This window comes from Limnochorda pilosa (genome assembly GCF_001544015.1).
Taxonomy (GTDB): Bacteria; Bacillota; Limnochordia; order Limnochordales; family Limnochordaceae; genus Limnochorda; species Limnochorda pilosa.
The window spans coordinates 849505-870122 of record NZ_AP014924.1 but is presented as its reverse complement, the minus strand read 5'-3'; the positions used below and the strand labels follow the sequence as shown (position 1 = coordinate 870122).

The 20618-nt window shown below is 70.8% G+C and carries 18 protein-coding genes; 3 read left to right on the top strand and 15 right to left on the bottom strand.

What is annotated here, in order from left to right; all coding sequences use genetic code 11:
- Positions 1-10: 10 nt before the first annotated feature.
- The 5 genes from LIP_RS03885 to LIP_RS03865 all read right to left on the bottom strand — a co-directional run bounded on the left by LIP_RS03885 (position 11) and on the right by LIP_RS03865 (position 6127).
- A complete protein-coding gene (locus LIP_RS03885; RefSeq protein WP_144440311.1) occupies positions 11-1402 on the bottom strand; it encodes a dihydrolipoamide acetyltransferase family protein in 1392 nt (463 codons plus the stop codon).
- 79 nt (positions 1403-1481) lie between these two features.
- A complete protein-coding gene (locus LIP_RS03880; protein ID WP_068134601.1) occupies positions 1482-2468 on the bottom strand; it encodes an alpha-ketoacid dehydrogenase subunit beta in 987 nt (328 codons plus the stop codon).
- A gap of 19 nt (positions 2469-2487) precedes the next feature.
- Positions 2488-3516, bottom strand: coding sequence for a thiamine pyrophosphate-dependent dehydrogenase E1 component subunit alpha (locus tag LIP_RS03875; protein WP_068134598.1), 1029 nt, complete (start codon positions 3514-3516; stop codon positions 2488-2490).
- A 663-nt stretch (positions 3517-4179) separates the two neighbouring features.
- Positions 4180-5088, bottom strand: coding sequence for a CheR family methyltransferase (locus tag LIP_RS03870; RefSeq protein ID WP_068134594.1), 909 nt, complete (start codon positions 5086-5088; stop codon positions 4180-4182).
- Positions 5089-5194: 106 nt separating this feature from the next.
- Positions 5195-6127 (bottom strand): inorganic phosphate transporter, encoded by a 933-nt coding sequence (locus tag LIP_RS03865; protein ID WP_068134591.1) that lies wholly within the window; start codon positions 6125-6127, stop codon positions 5195-5197.
- A 151-nt stretch (positions 6128-6278) separates the two neighbouring features.
- Here LIP_RS03865 and LIP_RS03860 point away from each other — a divergent pair, with 151 nt between their 5' ends.
- The gene (locus tag LIP_RS03860) at positions 6279-7475 is read left to right on the top strand and encodes an acetyl-CoA C-acetyltransferase (protein WP_068134590.1); all 1197 of its coding nucleotides are present in this window, start codon (positions 6279-6281) and stop codon (positions 7473-7475) included.
- Between the two features lie 30 nt (positions 7476-7505).
- Here the strand turns inward: LIP_RS03860 and LIP_RS03855 are convergent, their stop codons facing one another.
- The 7 genes from LIP_RS03855 to LIP_RS03825 all read right to left on the bottom strand — a co-directional run bounded on the left by LIP_RS03855 (position 7506) and on the right by LIP_RS03825 (position 15261).
- On the bottom strand, positions 7506-8459 hold the full coding sequence (locus LIP_RS03855; protein WP_068134587.1) for an MBL fold metallo-hydrolase: 954 nt from the start codon (positions 8457-8459) through the stop codon (positions 7506-7508).
- Between the two features lie 698 nt (positions 8460-9157).
- Positions 9158-10471: a TRAP transporter large permease gene (locus tag LIP_RS03850; protein ID WP_068134583.1), complete on the bottom strand. Its 1314-nt coding sequence runs from the start codon at positions 10469-10471 to the stop codon at positions 9158-9160.
- A complete protein-coding gene (locus LIP_RS03845) occupies positions 10468-11082 on the bottom strand; it encodes a TRAP transporter small permease subunit (RefSeq protein ID WP_231699381.1) in 615 nt (204 codons plus the stop codon). Before LIP_RS03845 ends, LIP_RS03850 begins: the two co-directional genes overlap by 4 nt.
- Positions 11083-11148: 66 nt before the next feature.
- Positions 11149-12333, bottom strand: coding sequence for a TRAP transporter substrate-binding protein DctP (gene dctP / locus LIP_RS03840; RefSeq protein ID WP_198409704.1), 1185 nt, complete (start codon positions 12331-12333; stop codon positions 11149-11151).
- Between the two features lie 232 nt (positions 12334-12565).
- Positions 12566-13315, bottom strand: a complete 750-nt coding sequence (locus tag LIP_RS03835) for an ABC transporter ATP-binding protein (RefSeq protein WP_068134580.1) — start codon at positions 13313-13315, stop codon at positions 12566-12568.
- 90 nt (positions 13316-13405) lie between these two features.
- Positions 13406-14140, bottom strand: a complete 735-nt coding sequence (locus LIP_RS03830) for an ABC transporter permease (RefSeq protein WP_068141473.1) — start codon at positions 14138-14140, stop codon at positions 13406-13408.
- Between the two features lie 110 nt (positions 14141-14250).
- The gene (locus tag LIP_RS03825; protein WP_068134577.1) at positions 14251-15261 is read right to left on the bottom strand and encodes an ABC transporter substrate-binding protein; all 1011 of its coding nucleotides are present in this window, start codon (positions 15259-15261) and stop codon (positions 14251-14253) included.
- 384 nt (positions 15262-15645) lie between these two features.
- On the opposite strand from LIP_RS03825, the gene LIP_RS03820 reads away from it, so the two are divergent.
- Positions 15646-16107: a hypothetical protein gene (locus LIP_RS03820; RefSeq protein WP_068134574.1), complete on the top strand. Its 462-nt coding sequence runs from the start codon at positions 15646-15648 to the stop codon at positions 16105-16107.
- 85 nt (positions 16108-16192) lie between these two features.
- Positions 16193-17236, top strand: coding sequence for an NADH:flavin oxidoreductase/NADH oxidase (locus LIP_RS03815; protein WP_082726562.1), 1044 nt, complete (start codon positions 16193-16195; stop codon positions 17234-17236).
- A 106-nt stretch (positions 17237-17342) separates the two neighbouring features.
- On the opposite strand, the gene LIP_RS03810 is transcribed toward LIP_RS03815, so the two are convergent.
- From LIP_RS03810 to LIP_RS03800, 3 genes are all read right to left on the bottom strand, one after another.
- Positions 17343-17981: a hypothetical protein gene (locus LIP_RS03810; RefSeq protein WP_068134567.1), complete on the bottom strand. Its 639-nt coding sequence runs from the start codon at positions 17979-17981 to the stop codon at positions 17343-17345.
- 89 nt (positions 17982-18070) lie between these two features.
- Positions 18071-19369: a CaiB/BaiF CoA transferase family protein gene (locus LIP_RS03805; RefSeq protein WP_082725819.1), complete on the bottom strand. Its 1299-nt coding sequence runs from the start codon at positions 19367-19369 to the stop codon at positions 18071-18073.
- Entirely contained in the window at positions 19366-20580 is a 1215-nt protein-coding gene (locus LIP_RS03800; protein WP_068134565.1) for an acyl-CoA dehydrogenase family protein, read from the bottom strand. Before LIP_RS03800 ends, LIP_RS03805 begins: the two co-directional genes overlap by 4 nt.
- Positions 20581-20618: the final 38 nt, after the last annotated feature.

Here is a 20618-nt window from a genome sequence, read left to right as displayed (position 1 = left end):
GGCACCCGCCTCAGACAGGCGTTTCGGGCCCGTAGGCCTCCATCCGCGCCTTCACCCGCTGGAGGAACCGCCCGGCGTACAGGCCGTCGATGACCCGGTGATCGAGCGAGAGGCAAAGATTCACCATGGATCGGACCGCGATGGCGTCGCTCTCCAGCACCACCGGCCGCTTCACGATGGCCTCCAGGGTGAGGATGCCCGCCTGGGGCGGGTTGATGATGGGGCGCGACAGGATCGAGCCGAACGCGCCGGTGTTGTTGACGGTGAAGGTGGCCCCCTCCACCTCGGGCACGGTGAGCTGCCCGGCGCGCGCCCGGTCCACCAGGCGGCGCAGCTCCCGGGCCAGACCGGCCAGGCTCTTCTGGTCCGCGTCCCGTATGACCGGGACGATCAGGCCGTCCTCCAGCCCCACGGGCACCCCGATGTGGATGGAACGGTGGACCAGGATCTCGCCGTCCCGCCACGAGGCGTTGAGCAAGGGGTACTCCTTCAACGCGTCCACGGCCGCCTGGATGAGGAAGGGAAGGTAGGTGAGCGGCACCCCTTCCCGCTCCCGGAAGCGCTCGCCCTGGGCCCCCACCAACCGCACCAGGCCGGTGACGTCCGCCTCCACCATGGTCCATGCGTGGGGGATCTCCTGGCTGCTCTGCACCATCCGCTGGGCGATGGTTCGCCGGATCGGGGATGGGACGATCCGTTCCACGTCCGCCGGGGAAGCGGGCGCCGACGCGGGCGAGGCAGCCGCCGGCGCGGGGCCGGCTGCCGGCGGCGCGACCAGGACGGACCCTGCCTCCGGGCCGGCCACCTGAGCCCCGGCGTCCAGGGCCGTCGCCGCGAGCCGCTGCTCCAGGAACGCCAGCACATCCTCCCGAGTCACCCGGCCCCCCCGGCCGGTGCCGGGCACGTCGCGCGGGTCGAAGCCGTGCTCGGAGGCAAGCCGACGCACCACCGGCGAGAAGACACCACGCGGCAAGGGGCCCGCATGACCGTTGCCCGCCTGGGCCACCTCCCCCGACGCCGCGGCCGGGTGAGACAGGCGCTCCGCTACGGCGGCAGGCTGCGGCCGAGCGCCCGCGGCCGCGGCGGCTGCCGGCGGGTCCCCGGGCGAAGGTCCAGGCTCCACCCTTTCCGTCCCGGCCTCGGCTCTCTCGCCGCCCACCTCGCCCGGTTTCCGCAACCTGGCCAGGACCTTCCCGACGGGCACCGTCTCCCCTTCAGACACCAGGATGGCCTCCAGGGTCCCGGCCGCCGGCGAGGGTACCTCCGCGTTCACCTTGTCGGTCACCACTTCCAGGAGCGGCTCGTAGCGGTCCACGGAATCACCCACGGCCTTGAGCCAGCGGGCGATGGTCCCTTCGGTGATGCTCTCCCCCAGCTGAGGCATGGTCACGTCCACGGGCACCAGCGGTTCCCCCCAACGCGGAACGAAGCTTTTCCTGCTCCCTGGGAGCCTCCCCGGCGACAGCGGGAAGAGGCCCCGGTCAGTAGCGCACCAGCTCGCGGATCCGGTCGGCGATGGTGTAGGCGTTGGGCATGAAAGCCGCCTCCTGCACGGGATTGAAGGGCATGGCGGGGGCGTCGGGCCCCGTGAGCCGCATGACCGGGGCGTCCAGGTAGAAAAGTGCCTCCTCGGCCAGGATCGCCGCCAGCTCGGCGCCCACGCCGCCGGTCTTGTTGTCTTCGTGCACCACCAGCACCCGCCCCGTCTTCTTGGCCGAGGCGATCACCGTCTCCTTGTCGAGGGGAAGAATCGAGCGGAGATCGATCACCTCCACTTCGATGCCCTCTTCCCGGCTCAGCCGCTCGGCCGCCTCCAGGACCAGGTGCAGCATGAGGCCGTAGGCGATCACCGTCGCGTCGGTCCCTTCCCGGCGCACCTCCGCCCGGCCGATGGGCACCGAGTAGGACTCCTCGGGCACCTCGCCCTTCACCAGCCGGTAGGCCCGCTTGTGCTCGAAGAAGAGCACCGGGTCGTCCTGCTCCATGGCCGCCCGCAGCAACCCCCGGGCGTCGTGAGGGCTCGAGGGAATGACGATCTTCAGCCCCGGTACGTGGTAGAAGAGGCCCTCCAGGCTCTGGGAGTGGTAAAGAGCCCCATGCACCCCGCCCCCGAAGGGCGCCCGGATCACCACGGGGCAGTGGAAGGCGCCGTTGGTGCGATAGCGGATCCGGGCCGCCTCGTTGATGATCTGGTTCATGGCGGGGTGGATGTAGTCGGCGAACTGGATCTCGGCCAGGGGCCGGAGCCCGTTGAGCGCAGCCCCGATGGCGACGCCGACGATGGACGACTCGGCCAGGGGCGTGTCGATGACCCGCTCGGGGCCGAAACGCTCGAAGAGCCCGCGGGTGGCGCCGAAGACCCCGCCCCGTACCCCCACGTCCTCGCCCAGGACGATGGCCCGCTCGTCCATCTCCATCTCCTGCTCCAAGCCGAAACGGATCGCGTCGATCAGGTTCATGACCGGCACGCGGCGTCCCTCCGTTCGTCTAGTCGCCGTAGACGTGGTCCAGCAGGTGCTCCGCCCTGGGGTAGGGGGCCTGCTCGGCGTAGTCGGTGGCGTCGTCCACGATCTGCCGGATCCGCTCCTCCATGGCCTGGAGGCCCCCGTGGTCGATGAGGCCCTGCTCCTTCAGGTACGCTGCGAAGCGGGGGATGGGATCCTTCTTCTTCCAGGCCTCCACCTCCTCACGGGGGCGGTAGCCGGAGTCGTCGTCGTCGCTGGAGTGGGCCAGGAGCCGGTACGTCTTGGCCTCGATGAGGGTGGGGCCCTCCCCTGCCCGAGCCCGCTCCACCGCCTCCCGCGTGGCCCGGTAGACCTCCAGGGGGTCGTTCCCATCCACCGCGACGCCCGGGATGCCGTAGGCCAGCGCCCGGTCGGCCACGTCGGGTACCGAGACCTCCTTCTCCACGGGCACCGAGATCGCGTACCGGTTGTTCTCGCAGAGGAAGACCGCCGGGACCTTGTGGATCGCGGCGAAGTTCAGGCCCTCGTGGAAGTCGCCCTCGGCCGTCGCGCCCTCGCCGAAGGTGACCAGGGTGACAGCCCCATCTCCCCGAATCTTGCTGGCCAGGGCGGTACCCGCCGCCTGGGGGATCTGGGTTCCCACCACGCTCGACTGGGGCGCGATGCGCCGCTCCGGGCTGGAGAAGTGGTTGGGCATCTGCCTGCCGCCGCTGGCCGGATCTTCGGCCTTGCCCAGGAGCGCGAGCATCAGCTCCCGGGGAGTGACCCCCAGCACCAGGACCAGCCCCACGTCCCGGTAGTACGGATAGACCCAGTCCCGCTCCCGGTCCAGGGCCCAGGCCGCGCCCACCTGCGCGGCCTCCTGCCCCTGGCAGGAGATGACGAACGAGGCCTGCCCGCCCCGGTTGAGGATCCACATGCGCTCGTCGAGACGCCGGGCCAGGAGCATGGCCTCGTAGATCTGGAGGACGTCCTCGTCGGTCAGGCCCAGCTTGCCGTGCCGGTCGTGCCCCTGGCGTTCCAGGAGATCCGTCCGGTGGCCGGTCGCCATGGCTCTACCCCCTTGGAAGCGCGCGCCGCGGGGCGCGGCGCGCCCGTTCCAGCCGGATCGGTGGGGACCCTGGACCGGATCGCCCCACCCCGAAGGTCGCGAAGATCGTGCGAGCCCGCCACACTGATGCCAATAGAGATCATTCTCCGAGGAGGAGGGCGATCCTCCTCGAACAGCTGCTGCCCACTCCCGCTCGGCAGTATCTTCCCTCCCCCGGCCGTCACTCCTGCCCCCCATGGGCCCGCCCACGGCACTGAAGGGGACCGGGCGGCTACCACCCGGGCGGACGGGCCGCCATAGCGTGGCAGCAGGAGGTGAGCGGCATGGGAGGAGTTGGGTTCCTCGGGGATCGGAAGGCCTTCGTGCTCTTCCTGATCCTCATCCTCCTCGTTCTGTCCGACTGACCCTGTCCCAGCCGTGGCGTGCGGCTCCCACGGACGGGCGCACTCCTGGGCCGGGGCTCCGCTGGACCGTCCGGCGCCCCGTCGCCTCGCGAGGAGGTGAATCCGATGGCAAGCGGGTTCTTCGGCGATCGCTTCGCGTTCGTGGTGTTCCTGATCCTGATCCTGCTGGTCCTCTCCAACTGACCCCTCTGCTCGGACGGCAGCAGGCCGCGCTCGAGCCACCCACGGGGCGAAGGCGCCGGCGCCGGGTCCAGACGGGCTACGCGCCGGCGTCCTCCACCCGCGTGTAGACGCAGAAGGCCACCCGTTCCAACCCGAACCTGGCGGGCATCGGGACGTACTCGGTGCCGCCCAGCACCAGGTATCCTCCGGGGCGGAGCGCCTCCACCAGGCGGCGGGTCAGCCGCTCCTGGGTGGGCTGGGCCAAGTAGATGAAGAGGTTCCGGCAGAGGAGCAAGTCGACGTCGCTCGGGTACGGGTCCTCCAGGAGCTCCAGACGCTCGAAGCGGACCTTCCGCCGCAGGGCCTCATCCACCCGGTAGCCGCTGCCCTCCGGTTTCAGGTACCGGGCTCGCCGCCCCGCGCTCAGCCCTGTGGTCTGCATCTCGGCGAAACGGCCTTCCCGGCCCTGCTCCAGCGCCTTCTGGTCGATGTCCGTGGCCAGGATCTCGGCCCGCTGTAGGCCGCCCAGCTCGTGGAGGAGCATGGCCACCGAGTACGCCTCCGCCCCGATGGAGCAGGCCGCGCTCCAGACGCGCACCGGCCCCGGCCGCAGGATCAGCCGGGGGAGCACCGTCTGTTCCAGGGTCTGGAAGACCTGGGGATCCCGGAAGAACGAGGTGGTGTTGATGCCCAGGTAGTCCACGAACTGCTGGCGGCTCTCGGCATCCTGCCGCAGGCGCCGGAGCAGGGCGAAGTAGTGGTCGTCGCCCTGCCGGTGCATCCACTGCTCGATGCGGCGGCGAAGCTGCGTCCCCTTGTAGGCGCTCAGGTCCAGCCCGATCTCGCTCCGGCATCGCCGCAGGAAGGCCGCCCACGCCAGGTCGCTGGCCGGTGTGCCCCCATCGTCCGCACGCGCCCCTTCGACGGCGGCTGGAACGCCCCCCGCCGCCGGCGGCGCGCCGGGCCCGTCGTGGAGTCCTCCTGTGCCGCCGGTCTGCCGCTCCACGGGCCGTCCCCTCCTCCTCGCCCCGGCCCGTACGCCACCGCAAGCGGACCGCCGGGGTGCGCCCCTCCTCATCTCTTATCGACCGCCGGCGGGCCCGCGTGAAGGCTCAGATCCCCCCCAGCAGCCACCCGAGGAGCCCCGCCGCCGGGGCGGTGAGGAGCCAGGCCGCCGCAACCCGGGCTACCTGCCGGACGTTGACGGGCTTTCCCCGTGCCCGAAGCACCCCGGCCAGCGCGCTCACCACGGCGTGGGTGGTGGAGACGGGGTAGCCCATGAGCGTGGCCGCCGCCAGGGCCAGGGCCACGGAACCCTGCACCGCCAGGGCCTCGGGCGCGCCCACCGGGCCCAGGCCGGAAGCCATGGTCGCCAGGACCCGCCCAGAACCCCAGTAGGCGCCCGCGGCCAGGCAGGCCGCTCCCAGGACCATGGCGGGTGCCCATCCTGCCCCGCCCACTTGGGCCGCCAAGGCCACGGCGTTGGCCACGTCGTTGGCGCCCCACCAGAAGGCGATCCAGGCCGAACACGCCCGGACCAGAGGCGCCAACGCGCCCTGCACTCGCCGCGTTCCCGGCAGCCTGCCCGCCAGCGCGGCGAGTGCGCCCGCGCCGGCCGCCCCCACCGGAACCCAGATCCACGAGCCCGCAATGGCGCCGAGCACGCCCAAATCGACGGGGGCCGCGCCCTCCCGCAGGGCTGCACCCGTCAGGGCGCCCACCAGCGCGTGCGACGTGGAGACGGGCAGGCCCATCGCCGTGGCCGCCAGCACCCAGAGGCTCGCCGCCGCCAGCGCGACCACCGCGAGCTCCTGGGCCTCCTGCGACGCCAGCGCGTGGAACGGAACCAATTCCCGCGCCAGGGTTCCCGCCACCCGGTCTCCCGCCAGCCAGGCCCCGGTGCCTCCGGCCAGGGCGGCCAGGATCCGGGCCCCTCGTGGCCGGAGGAGCCCGGCGCCCACGGCCGCTGCCGTGGGGTTGGCGCCGTCGTTAGCCCCAAGGGCGAACGCAGCCACCGTCGCCATCATCCAGAGCGTCGGGATCACGCGCGTCCCCCCGCACCACCGCGCTGGCAGGAAGCAGTCGCGCCTGTGCCGTAGGGGTTCCGCAGGATCCTTCCCCGGGGCAGGCCTGCCGGCCGGGAGACGGCACCCCGCAGACGGACCGCTGTACGACTATGGCGAGGAGGCGACGGACATGACCAGGACCGCCGTGGTGATCTCCACGGCCCGCACGCCTTTCGGCAAGTTCGGAGGCGTGCTCCAGCCCCTGACGGCCGTGGAGCTGGGCGCGCACGCGATCCGGTCCGCCCTGGGACGGGTTCCCATCGAGGGGGGGCAGGTGGATCAGGTCCTCATGGGCATGGTCCTCCAGGCGGGCGCCGGGCAGATCCCTTCCCGCCAGGCAAGCGTCGCGGCCGGCCTCCCCACCCGGGTCCCCTCGGCCACGGTGAACAAGGTCTGCGCCTCGAGCCTCTGGGCCGCCAACCTGGGGGAGACCCTCATCCGGGCTGGCGAGGCGTCGGTGGTGGTGGCCGGCGGCATGGAGAGCATGTCGAACGCCCCCTACCTCCTGCCCGGGGCCCGTTGGGGCCAGCGGATGGGGGACGCGGAGATGGTGGACTCTGCCGTGCACGACGGGCTCTGGTGCAGCTTCGGCGGGTGCCACATGGGGGTCTACGGCGGCGATGCCGCCCGGGAGATGGGGATCAGCCGGGCCGAGCAGGATGCCTGGGCCCTGCGGAGCCACCGGCGCGCGGTGGCGGCCCAGGACGAGGGCCGCTTCACGGACGAGCTGGTACCGGTGGAGGTCCCCCCGCGACGGGGCTCGCGCTCGTACGGCCCTCTCCGGGCGGAGGTCGACGAGGCCCCCCGCCGCGACACCTCGCCCGAGCAGCTCGCGGCCCTGAAGCCCGTCTTCCGCCCCGACGACACCGTCACCGCAGGGAACGCGCCGGGGCTCAACGACGGCGCCGCTGCCCTGGTGCTGGCCGGCGCGGACCGGGCCCGGGAGCTGGGGGTGGAGCCGCTGGCCACCGTCGTCTCCCACGCAGGGGTCTCCCAGGAGCCGGGGCACCTCCACACCGTCCCCTGGCTCTCGGCCCAGAAGGCCCTCCAGAAGGCGGGGCTCACCCCCTCCGACGTGGCCCTCTGGGAGATCAACGAGGCCTTCGCCGCCGTGGCCCTGGCCAGCATCCGCCTGGGCCACCTGGATCCCGAGCGGGTCAACGTGGACGGGGGCGCCATTGCCCTGGGCCACCCCATCGGGGCCAGCGGCGCCCGGATCCTCATCCACCTGATCCACGCGCTGCGCCGGCGGGGCGGCGGCTACGGGGTGGCCGCCATCTGCTCCGGCGGCGGCCAGGGCGAGGCGACGGTGGTTCGGGTGGGTTGAGCGTCGCGGGGGCGGCCGGCCCGCAACGCCTCAACCGCGGCGCTCCCAGTAGCGCATCCAGCCCAGGACGTTCATGGTCCCGCTGATCGTGAGCCGGTAGTGGGCCGCCTTCTCGGGCGGCGCGGCGGCGGCGAGCTCCGGCTCCACGTGGGCCTGGTACCGTTCAACCAGCGCCTCCACCCCCAGGCCCTCCCCCATGCCGGCCCGCACCAGCTCGGCCTCTACCCGCAGGTGCCGGCGGAGCTCCTCGAGCCGCTCTTCCACCGCGTCCTGCCAGCCGAAGTGGGTGTAGAGGAGCCGCCGCGGGCCCCCGGGGTCCAGGGCGAGGATCCGGTCGATGCTGGCCTCCCAGGCCTCCAGGTCGATGTCGGGCGGGGGTGTGGGCGGATGGACGTACGCCACCCCGGGCAGGGCGATGCCGGCCACGTCACCGGCAAAGAGCCAGCGGCGGTCCGGGTCCCAGTAGGCGTGGTGGTGCTTGGCGTGGCCTGGCGTCTCCACCGCCACCAGCCGCCGGCGGCCCAGCCGGATCACGTCGCCGTCCTGCAGCACCTGCAGGCGCGCCGCGGGGACCGGGACCACCTCCCCGTAGAGCCGCTCCATCGCCTCGCCGAAGAGACGGCTCGCGCTGCGGACGAGCCGGGTAGGATCCGCCAGGTGGGGCGCCCCCACCGGGTGGACTAAGAACCGGGCTCTGGGCAGCTCTCGGGCCAGCACGCCCGCCCCGCCCGCGTGGTCCAGGTGGATGTGGGTGAGGAAGACGTACTCGATGGCCTGGGGGTCCACCCCCGCGGCCCGCACCCCCTCCAGCAACTGGGGCAGGTCGGGCGTGGGGCCCACCTCCACCAGGGCCGGGTGCTCATCCAGCAAGAGATAGGCGCCGATCCCTTCGGGCGTGTCCAGATAGAGCAGGTCGATCAGGAAGGTCTCGTCGTCGACGGGAACCGCAGCAGCAACAGTGCCGGCGCTTTCAGCGTCCAGCATGGCTCCTCCTCTCGGACGGCTCGAGCGCCGCGGCCGGCGCTCGGTTTGTACCCGCCGTGGAACCTTCGGCAACGCGACGCGTTACTCCTGTGTCAGCGGAGGGCGGCGGCGCTTCCGGTCCGATCCAGCGCTGCTCCTCAGCCACTGAGGCGCGGGAACGATCGATGGCTGGGCGTCAACCGTGGGGCCGATCAGACCCCTCGCTCGCGCGTTCTGCGTGCCGCGGTCACCCAGGCAGGTCCGTTCGAACCGGGTAGGCCTCGCCGCCGGAATCCCGGCCGCGTCGGCTGGGACCTCACACCCCGCTCGCGCCGGGGACAGACCTTCTGGCGGTACGCCCGACGCTGCTGGCGCCGAATGGTCTTCCACTCGCATGACGCCTGCCTGTACCGGGCGTAAGCTGCAGTGCGTGATCACTCACGGACGAAGGAGGGCGACGCCATGGCCAACAGCCTGGGGGGATTCGGCGACAATGGGATCTTCATCGTGTTTCTGATCCTGATCCTCCTGCTCCTCGGCAACTGAGGCGCGGGAACGATCGAAGGGTAGGCGTCGAGCGAGGGGCCGGTCAGGCCCCTCGCTCGCGCGTTGGGCGTGGGCGGTGTCTTGGGAGTGGGGTCCCCGGGGGAGGAGGTCGCCCGCTTCGTGGAGGAGGCGGTTGGGCCCTGCCTCCCCAGGCGATCACCTCGCGCGTGGTGCTACTTCCCGTACACCAACCCCGGAAGCCAGGTGGCCAGCTGGGGTACCAAGATGACGACGATCAGCCCCACCACCTGGATCGCCAGGAAGGGCAGCGCCGACCGGTAGATGGTGCCCATCTGGTTCTCGGGCGAGATCCCCCGCAGGTAGAAAAGGGCGTACCCGAAGGGCGGGCTCAGGAAGGCGATCTGCATGTTCACCAGGTAGACGACGCCGAACCAGAGTGGGTTGAAGCCCAGCTCGTGGATGATGGGCAGGAAGATGGGCACGGCCAGGTAGAGGATCCCAACCCAGTCCAGGAACATGCCCAGGAGGATCAGGATGCCCATCATGACTATCAGGATCCCCGTGGGCGAGAGACCCATCCCCAGGAGGAGGTCACGCACGAAGGCGTCCCCGCCGGAGGCCACGTAGAAGGCCACGAAGGCGCTGGCCCCGAAGACGATCCAAAGCACCATGGCCGTCGATCGGGCCGTCTGCTCCAGGGCGTCACGCAGGGTGGCCCAGCTCAGCTTGCGGTGGAGAGCCGCCACCGCGATGGCCCCGGAGGCGCCTACCGCCGCGGCCTCCGTTGGGGCCGCTATGCCGAGGAAGATGGTCCCCAGCACCAGGAAGACCAGGAGCAACGGCGCCCAGATGCCCCCGAGCAGGCGGAGCCGGTCCCGCAGGCCCGGCAGCTCTTCCCGGGAGAGGCGGGGGGCCAGACCCGGCCGCATCCAGGCGTACACCAGGATGAAGAGGCTGTAGAGGCCGGAGAGCAGAAGCCCCGGCAACACCGAGCCCAGGTAAAGCTCGCCCACCGACTGGTTGGCCAGCAGCGCGTACATGATCGCGAGGATGCTGGGCGGAATCAGGATCCCCAGCGTCCCCCCGGCCATCACCGAGCCCATGCTCAGGGTGGAGCTGTAGCCCCGCCGCAGCATGGTGGGCATCGCGATGAGCCCCATGGTCACCACCGAGGCGCCGATGACCCCCACCATGGCACCCAGCAGGGTGGAGGCGACCACCGTCGCGATGGCCAGACCCCCCGGCACCCATCCGATCCACTTGTAGGCCACCTCGAAGATGTCCTCGATGAGCCCGGCCTTCTCCAGCATGGAAGCCATGAAGATGAAGAGGGGAATGGCCGCCAGCAGGTACTGGGCCATCTGGCCCCACATGCGCTGGGGGATGACGGCGAGCGCATCAGGGCTCCAAACAAGCCCGATCAAACCTGCGGCAAGCCCGCCCGTCACCCAGGCCAGGGGCAACCCCGTGGCCAGCACCAGCAAGAGCCCGCCGAACATGACGAGGCTCAGGGTCTCGACGCTCATTCGGCGTCCTCCCTCCGGAAGACCGAGTAGACGGGTGCCTCGTTGACTTGGGGCGTTGTCTGAACCTGTGGGGTGCCTGGCTCCGGCTCCCGAGAAGGAGCCACCTCCCGTCCATCCGGCGGCCGGCCCGTGACGGCCAGGTACACGTCCCGGATCAGCTGGGCGACCCCCTGGAGGAGGAGCAATGCCGCCCCCAGCGGGATGGCCAACTTGGCCGGGTAGATGGGAATGGCCTGGTTGTTCAGGGAGAACTCCCGGCGGGCGAAGGACGCGTCGAAGAATCGCCAGCCCTGCCAGAAGATGACCCCGACGAAGAGGAAGAAGAAGACCGAGGTGACCGCGTCCAGGGTCGCGCGGGCCCTGGGAGAGAGGCGGGTCGAGAGGATGTCGACGCCCACGTGGTTCTTGGTGACCATGCCGTAGGCGCCCGTCAACGCATACATCACCCCGAGCAGAAGCGTGGAGGTGTCATGGGCCCACTGGGTGGGCGCGTCGAAGACGTAGCGCACGATGACCTCGTAGGTGAGGATGAGGACCGCTCCGAGCGTCAGCCACGCCGCAGCTCTTCCGGACCATTCGCTGACGCGGTCGATCCACTGCACGAGCCGCACCAAGGCCGCTCCCTCCCGTGCGGGGCGGGCCGGGGAGACCGGCCCGCCGCTCCGCCGTCCCTCCTGCTAGAGCTCGTGCCCCTTCAGGTCCGCGTCGGAGACGTAACCCAGCTCCTTCATGTAGGCGAGCTGCGAGAGGAACGCCTCCCTGGAGTACTGGTCCTTCCGCGCCCACTCGTACCAGACGGGGATGGCGACCTTGCGGAACTTCTCCACGTCCGCCTCCGAGAGGCGGATCACCTCCACCCCGGCGGCACGGTACTTGGGCCACGCCTCCAGGTCCGCTTTCTGGATGCCGGCGTAGTGGTTCCACGAGTGCTCCCGCACCGCGGCGATGAAAAGCTCTTTCAGATCGTCGGGGAGGGCCTGCCACCGCTGCATGTTGACCGTCAGGTCCACGAGGTCCACCGGCTGGTGGATGGCCGGCGTGCTGGGCGGCCCCATGATGATGTACTTGGTCACCTGCTGGAAGCCCAGGTTGTAGTTGACCGCCGGCCCCACGAAGTCCGCCGCGTCGATGACGCCCCGCTCCAGGGCCGGGTAGACCTCTCCACCCGGGAGGAGCACCGTCGAAACCCCCGCGGCCTTGAAGACGTCGCCGATCATGCCGCCGGGGAAGCGGATCTTCTTCCCCCTGAACTCCCCGAAGCTCCGGATGGGTACCCGGGAGTGGATGATGTTGTAGTCGTGCTGGATGGGTCCCACGTAGAAGATGCCCTGGTCCGCGAAGGCCTTGCGGGCGATGTCGAGGCCGCCCAGCCCATAGTACCACACCTCCCACTCCTGGGGGAGGGAGAGGCCCAGGGCGTAGGAGCTGAGGAAGCCGGTGACCGGCATGCTGCCCGCCCAGTACAGCGTGAAGACGTGCATCGCGTCCAGCACCCCGCTGCGGACGGCGTCGAGCATGTCGAAGGTGCCCACCACCGCCCCCGCCGGGAAGGGCTGAATCTCCAACCTGCCCTGCGAAAGCTCCTTCACCCGCTGGGTGAACTGCTCGAAGAGGGTGTAGCCCACCGTTCCCGCGTCCCACACCGTCTGCACCCGCCAGCGCACCCGCCCCGCCTGCGCGAAGACCGTGGGCACGCTGAAGACCTGCGACGCCGCCACCCCGGCGGCCGCGGCTGCAGCCGTCTTCAGGAAGTCCCTCCGGGAGAGGCCACCACGCTGCCCACCCTCGTTCGGTGTCGCGTCCCCAGCCCCTTCCCCAAGCCCGTCAACCCGATGCATCCCTTCAACCCGATCCTCCACCATCCCTACACCTCCTGCGACGACGCCCGCACGCGGCGGGCGGGACGTTTGGCGCTGCATGAGTTGTCACAACCGTTGATCTATAATACCGGTGGTGGATCTATAATACCAATGAGTATGATATAATGTCAAGGAAATACAATGGATTTTCATCCTGTAGAAATAGAAGTCGGGATCGCCGGGAAGTCAAGGTGATCCCGACTCGGGGGCCATGCTGGCGCAGAGGGCTTTCGCGTTATCGTGCGAGCGCCCGCCCAACCCCAAGCCCTTCCAGCACCCGTCCCTTCAGGGCGCCCAGGGCGGGGTCGTCCCGGCGGCGGGGCCGGGGCAGCGAGACCGGCATCTCGTCCAGCAGCCGGCCGGGGCGGGGGCTCATCACCGCCACCCGATCGGCCAGGAAGAGGGCTTCCTCCACGTCATGGGTGATGAGCACCACCGTCTTGCCCGTCCGCTCCCAGAGCCGCAGGAGCTCCTCCTGCATCTCCAGGCGGGTGAGGGCATCGAGCGCGCCGTAGGGCTCGTCCAGGAGGAGCACCTCGGGGTCCAGGGCGAGGGCGCGGGCCAGAGAGAGGCGCTGCCGCATGCCGCCCGAGAGCTGGTGCGGGTAGTAGCCGTCGAAGCCACCCAGCCCCACCGCTTCCAGCAGCTCGCCCACCCGCTCCCGCCGCCGCTGAGCAGGCCATCCGGCGATCTCGAGCCCCAGGGCTACGTTGGCGGCCACCGTCCGCCACGGGTAGAGAGCATCTTCCTGGAAGACCAGCATCCTTCGGGGGTCCGGGCCCTCCAAGGGACAGCCGTCCACTGCGACCTCCCCCGAGCTGGGCCGCTCCAACCCCGCCCAAATGCGAAGAAGGGTGCTCTTCCCGCACCCCGAGGGCCCCACTACGGCCACGAACTCGCCCTCCGCCACCGAGAGGGTCACGTCCCGGAGCACCGCGAGCGTTCCGTACCGCTGGCTCACGCTCCGTACGGCAAGCTTGGTCATGGTCCTCGCCCTCCCCTTCGGCCTGCGCCGTGCGAGCTCAGGCCGGGCGGGTCACGCCCCGATGCCTTCCCCCGACCGCCCGGCCCGGGCTCACGCGTACCGCCAGCGAAGCAGCCGCCGCTTGACCCGTTCCAGCAGGAGCCGATCGGCCAGGACGGAGAGGGCCGCGATGGCCGTGATCCCCACCAAGACACCCTCCATGTCTGCGATCTCGCCCGCGTAGCTGATGGACCACCCCAGCCCCGAGCTCACCCCCGCCACCATCTCGGCCGCCACCAGCGCCCGCCACGCGTTGCCGAAGGCGAGCTGCGCGCCCGTGATCCAGGCGGGCATCACCTCGGGCAGGTAGACCAGGCGGAGGAGCTGGAGGCGTGAGGCGCCCAGGAGGCGGGCCACCTGCACCCGCCTGGGGTCCACGCCCTCGGTAGCGTCCAGCACCGCGAGGGCCATGGGGTAGAGGCCCGCCAGCGTGACCACCACCAGCACGGGGCGGTCGCCGAACCGCAGGAGGATGACCAGCAGCGGCACCCACGTGATGGGCGGGATGGACTGGAGGATGGTCACCAGCGCCCGCACGAACCGGGAGAGACCCCGGGCGATCCCCCCTGTGAGCCCCACCGCCGCCCCCACCGCCACGGCCAGGCCGTACCCTGCGCCCAGGCGGTAGAGGCTGCGGAGGAGCGCCGCCTGGAAGACCGGGTCGCCGAGGGAGCGAACCAGACGCGCCAGCACCCGCGGCACGTCGGGCATGAGGAAGCCCGGCAGGAAGAAGGCGGCCGCCTGCCAGAGCGCCAGGAGGAAGGCGATCGCCGCCAGATAGGGCAGCCAGTCACGGCCGTCGGCACGTTCCTGTCGCGCCTCTGGCGGGGTGTCGGGACCCTTTCGGCGCGCGAGGCGCGGGAGCGCCACGAGGACGCGCTCGCCCGGCTGGCGGCTCACCCTTCCTGGCCCTCCTGCCAGCTCAGGTCCAGCACCTTCTCCACGTCCACCGGCTCAGCCAGGATGCCCTGATCCTGCATGAGCCCCGCGATCTCCTTCATCCGGCTCGACTGGTCCGGCGTGATCCGCCAGGTGAAGGTCTGGGTCTCGATGGCCTCGCGGATCACCTGGGTCGCGGGCACGGGGCCGGCGGGCGTCTCCAAGGTGGACCCCGGGATGAACCGGTGTGCGACGAGCGCCGCGGCCTGGTCCGGCGCCGACTCCAGGAGCTCGATGGCCCGCCGCTGCGCCGCCAGCACCGCCTCGATCACCGGCCGGCGCTCCTTCCACGCCTTTCCGGAGGTGATCACCACCATGCACGGGAAGGGCCAGACCTGCCCGATCTCGTAGATGGGCTCCACGGGCGCCGTCAGGCGGGCGATGCGATCGTAGGGCTCGAAGAGGAAGGCGGCGTCGACCCGGCCGGCCACCAGCGACTGGACCGCCACCGCCGGCGACACGTAGACCATCTGCAGGTCCTGCCGGGTGAGACCCGCCTGGGCGAGGGTCACACCGTTGAGCACCACGTCCGCGGTGCTCCCCTGCTTCTGCGTCGCGAGGCTGCGGCCCTTCAGGTCCTCCACCCGCCGGATCCCCGAGTCCTTTCGGACGACGATGGCATGGTACCCCATCTGCGCGCCGCCCACGATGCGCAGGTCCGCGCCCCGGGCGACCCAGGCCAGCGCGTTGGTGAAGCCCAGGACGCCCACGTCCAGGTCGCCGGTGACGAGCCCCTTGATGAGGTCCGTGCCGCTTCCGAAGAGCTGGAGCGTCGGATCCAGGCCCTCCTGGGCGTAGAGTCCGGCATCGTACGCCACCATCGTGGGGGCGTCGTCCATCACGTTCAGGTAGCCGATGCGCACAGGCTCGGCGGCCGAGGTCCCGAGGGCCAGGGTCCCGGCCAGGACCAGGATGACAGAAGGCGCCACGGATCTGATGGCCGTGACGGCCGGGCGACGGCGGGCCATGGCAATCGCTCCTTTTCCCGAAACGTCATCATGTAACTTGATTGGTTTTCACGGGTATTCTATGCAGGAGGTTCCCGCCCGTCAATGGGCGCGATGCGCGGATCTCTCCGCCGCATGCGGCCGACGCCGTCCCTCGCTGCGCTGGCCGGAGACCCCTGCAACCTGAGTGGATTCTTAGGTGAAAGGGTGGTCGCCTGTCATTGACGGCAAGGGTCCCCTCTGGTATCTTCAGACTAGTTCTTTCGGTTCCTAGAGACCCGCGCGGGCTGGCCCGAAAGCAGGCCGGCCCCACCCCTCGCCCTGGGGAGCTGGGCCCGCGGCGAGTGCCGGGTCGTAGGCCGGCAGGACGAGCCTCAGGGAAACTGGATCGGGGAGGACAAAGACATGACCCGTACGGGCATCCTTCGGTGGGCCGCGGGTGCCGCGGCCGCCTGCGCGCTCCTTGCCCTGGCAGGGGGCGGCGAGGTGCTGGCCCAGGAACCCATCACCCTGGACCTCACCAGTTACGCCTTCCGTCCCGACCCCCTCGTGCTCGAGGCGGGCAAGGCCTACCGTCTCACGGTGACCAACAGCGCGTCGGAAGAGCACGAGATGATGGTGGGCCAGGGCATGGCGGGGATGGACCACGGCTACACCACCAACTTCTTCGAGGACATCGACGTCTTCCTGGATGCCGGCGACGTGAAGGTGGAGCTCGGAGAGTTGGAGGAGCTGGAGCTCGAAGGCGGCGCCCAGGTGGCCCTCGAGTTTACGGTGCCGGAAGAGAAGCGCGGCACCTGGGAGCTGGGCTGCTTCGTGCCTGGGCACTACGACCTCGGGATGCACGCCCCGTTGGTCGTGAAGTAACCGTTCGGCAAGGAAACGCCTTCGGCTTGCACCACCTCCGCGGGATCGATAGACTGGTCCGCGGAGGTGGATCCATCCCTTGTCCATGCTCTTCTCGCCTTACACGGTGCGGTCCGTCACGCTGCGCAACCGCATCGTGGTCTCGCCCATGTGCCAGTACTCGGCGGGAGGGGACGGCATCGCCACCGACTGGCACTTCGTCCACTACGGCACCCGGGCCGTGGGAGGCGCGGGCCTGGTCCTCCTGGAGGCCACGGCCGTCGAGCCCCGGGGGCGGATCAGCACCGAGGACCTGGGTCTCTATCACGAGCGCCAACTGCCGGCCCTCCAGCGCATCGTCCGCTTCGTGCACGAGCAGGGTGCCGCCTGCGGCATCCAACTCGCCCACGCAGGCCGGAAGGCCTTCTCGCCCAAGAAAGGTCAGGGGCCGCAGGAGCCGGTGGGGCCGAGCCCCATCCCCTTCGATGAGGGATGGCGGGTCCCGCTGGAGCTGGATGAGGCCGGCCTGCAGGCGGTGGCGGCCGCGTTCGAGCAGGCGGCTCGCTGGGCACACGAGGTCGGGTTCGACGTGATCGAGATCCACGCGGCCCACGGCTACCTGCTGCACGAGTTCCTCTCGCCCGTGGCCAACCACCGCTCCGATCGGTGGGGCGGCCCGCTGGAAGCCCGCCTGGCCTTCCCCCTGGACGTGGTCCGCCGGGTGCGGGCGGCTTGGCCCGAAGCGAAGCCCCTCTTCGCCCGCCTCTCCACCACCGACTACCTCCCCGGCGGCTTCGATCCTGATCAGGCCGTGGAGGTGGCCCGCGCCCTCGGACAGGCAGGCGTGGACCTGATCGACTGCTCCTCGGGCGGCATCGCGCCCGTGCGACCTCCCGACTACCCCGGCTACCAGCTGAAGCCGGCCGAGCGCATCCGCCGGGAGGCCGGGGTGCCTACCAGCGCGCTGGGCCTCATCACCGCGCCGGAGATGGCCGAGGAGGTCCTTCAGAACGGCCGGGCCGATGTGGTCCTCCTTGGAAGGGAACTCCTACGCCACCCCTACTGGCCGCTGGACGCGGCCCGGGCCCTGGGCGCCGAGGCCCCCTGGCCCAGGCAGTACCTGCGGGCGAAACGGGCCGGAGATCGGTGAGAAGGCGGGAACCGTCACGATGTCGGGTCCTTCCGGCGGGTGAACCCCGGGATGCGTGAAAGCACATCTCGTTCCGTGCACGACGTTCATCGAGAGGACGCTGGCCTCAGGAGCGCTGCTCGGCCTGGGCCAGCTCCTCCTCGAGGGCGTGAAGCTCCCGGCTTGCCTGGCGGAGCTCCTCGCGAGCGATCTTTAGGTAGGATTCGAGCTCCGAGCGCCGGGCCGGGTCGCCCTCCTCCAGCATGACCGTGCATTCGTGGTAGATCTTGAGGGCCTGGTCGATTTGCTGGCGGAGCGCCTCGGCCCGGTGCTCCCTCTTCTCCTCAGGGGTCACGCCCTCCGCCGCCACCTCCTCGTAGCTCTCCACCAGGAGCTCCTGGAACGCCTCGTCGTCCTCCAGCCCGCTGCCCTGGATACGGACGCAGACGGGATCCGTCCCCAGGGCAATGGCCGACCCCAGGCTCATGGGGTCGCCCATTTCCAGGCCGCGGGCCCGTACCCGAAGGGGGCCGGCCGGCCAGAGCTGCGCACGCCCCACGGCGAACTCGATCGCGATGGGCGCCCCCCTCGTCTCGCGCACGAAGTGGACCCGGTCGACCACCCCCGCCAGCAACCCGACAACGAAGGTGGCCAGCGGGTTCTGGTGCAGGTGCGCCCCGACCTGGTAGAGGACGTGCAGCTTCTTCTGGTTCAGCTCGCCTGCCTCGCCGATGGCCGATCCCCCTCCCGGACGGACGTTTCCCAAGGCTTCGTGCTGCTCCCGGTCGATCCCTCTACGGGATCACCGTCACCTCCCCAGTATGGCCGGCGCGTCCACCGGCTGGGACCCACCTCTCACCCCCCAAGCTCGCCAGAGCCGCGCAACTCCGCAATCTCTTCAGGCCCGTACCCCAGCTCGGCCAGGACCTCGTCGGTATGTTCCCCCAGAGCAGGCGGCGGGGTCCGCACGGCAGCGGGCGTCTCGGAGAGCTTGGGAGCGGGCCCCAGGAGCGGCAACCGCCCGGCCGCAGCCCCAGGCAGGGCGGAGGGTAGCGCCTCCGGGTAGGGGACCTCCTGCACCAGTGCCCGGGCCCGCACCTGCTCCTCGGCGAAGAGGCTCGCCAGGTCGTGGATGGGCCCACAGGGAATCTGCTCGCCCTGCAGGTGCTCCAGCCACTCCGCCGCCGGCCGCCGGGCGAAGAGCGCCTCCAGGGCGGCCACCAGCTCGCCCCTCCGGGCGACCCGCTTGGCGTTGGTGGCGTAGGCGGCGTCTCCCGCCAGGTCTGTACCCTCCAGGCGGTCCAGGAGGCGGGCGAAGCGCTGCCAGGTGGCGTCGTTCCCCACCGAGAGGATGAAGGACCGGCCGTCGGAGCCGCGAAAGGCCTGGTACGGCACGATGTTGGGGTGGGCGGAGCCGTAACGGCCGGGCTCCTTCCCCGTCGCCAGGAAGCTCTGGGCCGCGTAGGTGAGCCAGGTGACCGCCGTGTCCAGGAGGGAAACCTCCACCCTCTGTCCCCGCCCCGTCCGCTCCCGGTGGTAGAGGGCGGCCAGGATCGCCTCCACCGCGTAGAGCCCCGTGCCCAGGTCCAGTACGGCCACGCCCACCCGTACCGGCTCGCCCTCCTGGCTTCCGGTGATGGACATGAGGCCCCCGAAGCCCTGCATCAGCACGTCGTAGCCGGGCTCGTACCTGCGAGGGCCCGTCTGCCCGAAGCCGGAAATGGAGCAGTAGACAAGCCGCGGGTTTTCCCTGGCGAGCTCCTCGTAGCTGCAGCCCAGCCGGTCCTGGTGGCCCACCCGGAAGTTCTCCACGGCCACGTCCGCCCAGCGGGCCAGCCGGTGGAGCACCTCCCGGCCCCGAGGATGGGCCAGGTCCAGGGCAAGGCTCCGCTTGTTCCGGTTGACGCTGAGGAAGTAGGTGGCCGTCTCGCCCACGAAGGGGGGACCCCACCCCCGGGTCTCGTCGCCGGTCCCGGGGCGCTCCACCTTCACCACGTCGGCGCCCAGGTCCGCCAGAAGCATGGTCGCGTAGGGTCCGGCCAGCACCCGGGTGAGGTCCAGCACCCGCACCCCGGCCAGGGGCCCGGGGGAACCGCCGCGGATGCTCCGGCCGGCTCCTTCCGAACCCCCGCTTGGGAACTCGCCCCCGGTCATGCCAGGCCCGCCTCCACGTCCTCGGGGAAGGGCCAGGGCGGCAGGGAGCACCGGAGCGGGCGGTCCTCCCGACTCCCCAGGGCATACCCCGCCTGCATGAGCAGGTGGATCTCCCGGGTGCCCTCGTAGATCATCTCACCCTTCGCGTTCCGCAGGTGGCGGCTCACCGGGAACTCGTCGGAGAAGCCGTACGCCCCGTGGATCTCCACCGCGTCGGCCGCGGCCTGGAAGCCTGCGTCGCAGGCGTGGAGCTTGGCGAGCGACGTCTCCCGGGTGCAGCGCTTCCCCTGGTTCTTGAGCGACGCCGCCCAGGCGTAAAGGAGGCGGCTGCTCTCGTACCCCTCGACCATGCGGGCGATCATCTGCTGCACCAGCTGGTGCTCGGCGATGGGCCGGCCGAAAGTCTCCCGCTCCTTGGCGTAGCGGACGCTCGCTTCCAGGCAGGCCCGAGCCATGCCCGTCGCCCCCGCCGCCACCGTGAGCCGGCCGTTGTCCAGGGCCGACATGGCGATCTTGAAGCCCTCGCCCTCCTGGCCCAGCAGGTTCTCGGCCGGCACCCGCACCTCCCGCATGTGAATGCCGCCCGTGTTCCCAGCCCGCACGCCCAGCTTGTGGTGGAGGGTCTCCGTCTCCAGCCCCGGCCTGCCCCGCTCCACAAGGAAGGCGCTGATCTCCCGGGGATCCCGGCCGGGCGAGCGCCGGGCGAAGACCAGGAAGAGGTCGGCCACGTCGGCCAGGGAGATCCAGAGCTTGTCGCCGCTCAGGAGGAAGGCGTCGCCCTCCCGCCGGTAGCGGCTCTCCAGGGCCGCCACGTCCGAGCCGGCCCCCGGCTCGGTGAGCCCGAAGGCCGCGATCTTGGCCCCCGTGGCCATGGGGACCAGGAAGCGTTCCTTCTGCTCAAGGGTAGCCCACTGCATGAGGGTGAGCCCCACCAGGGCCGTGTGGACCGACAGGATCTCCCGGAAGGCGGAGTCCACGTACTCCAGCTCTTCGCAGGCGAGCCCCAGGCTCAGGTAGTCCATCCCGCCGCCCTGGTACTTCCGGGGCAAGCAGAGCCCCAGGATCCCCAGCTCGCCCATCCGCTTCAGCACCCAGGGATCGAAGCGCTCCTCCCGGTCCAGGTCCCGCACCCGGGGCATCAGCTCGCCCTGGGCGAACTCCCGCACCATCTGCTGGATGGCTCGCTGGTCCTCGCTCAGCTCGAAGTTCACGCGCCCCGCCCTCCCACGGGCCCGCTCGCCGCGGCACG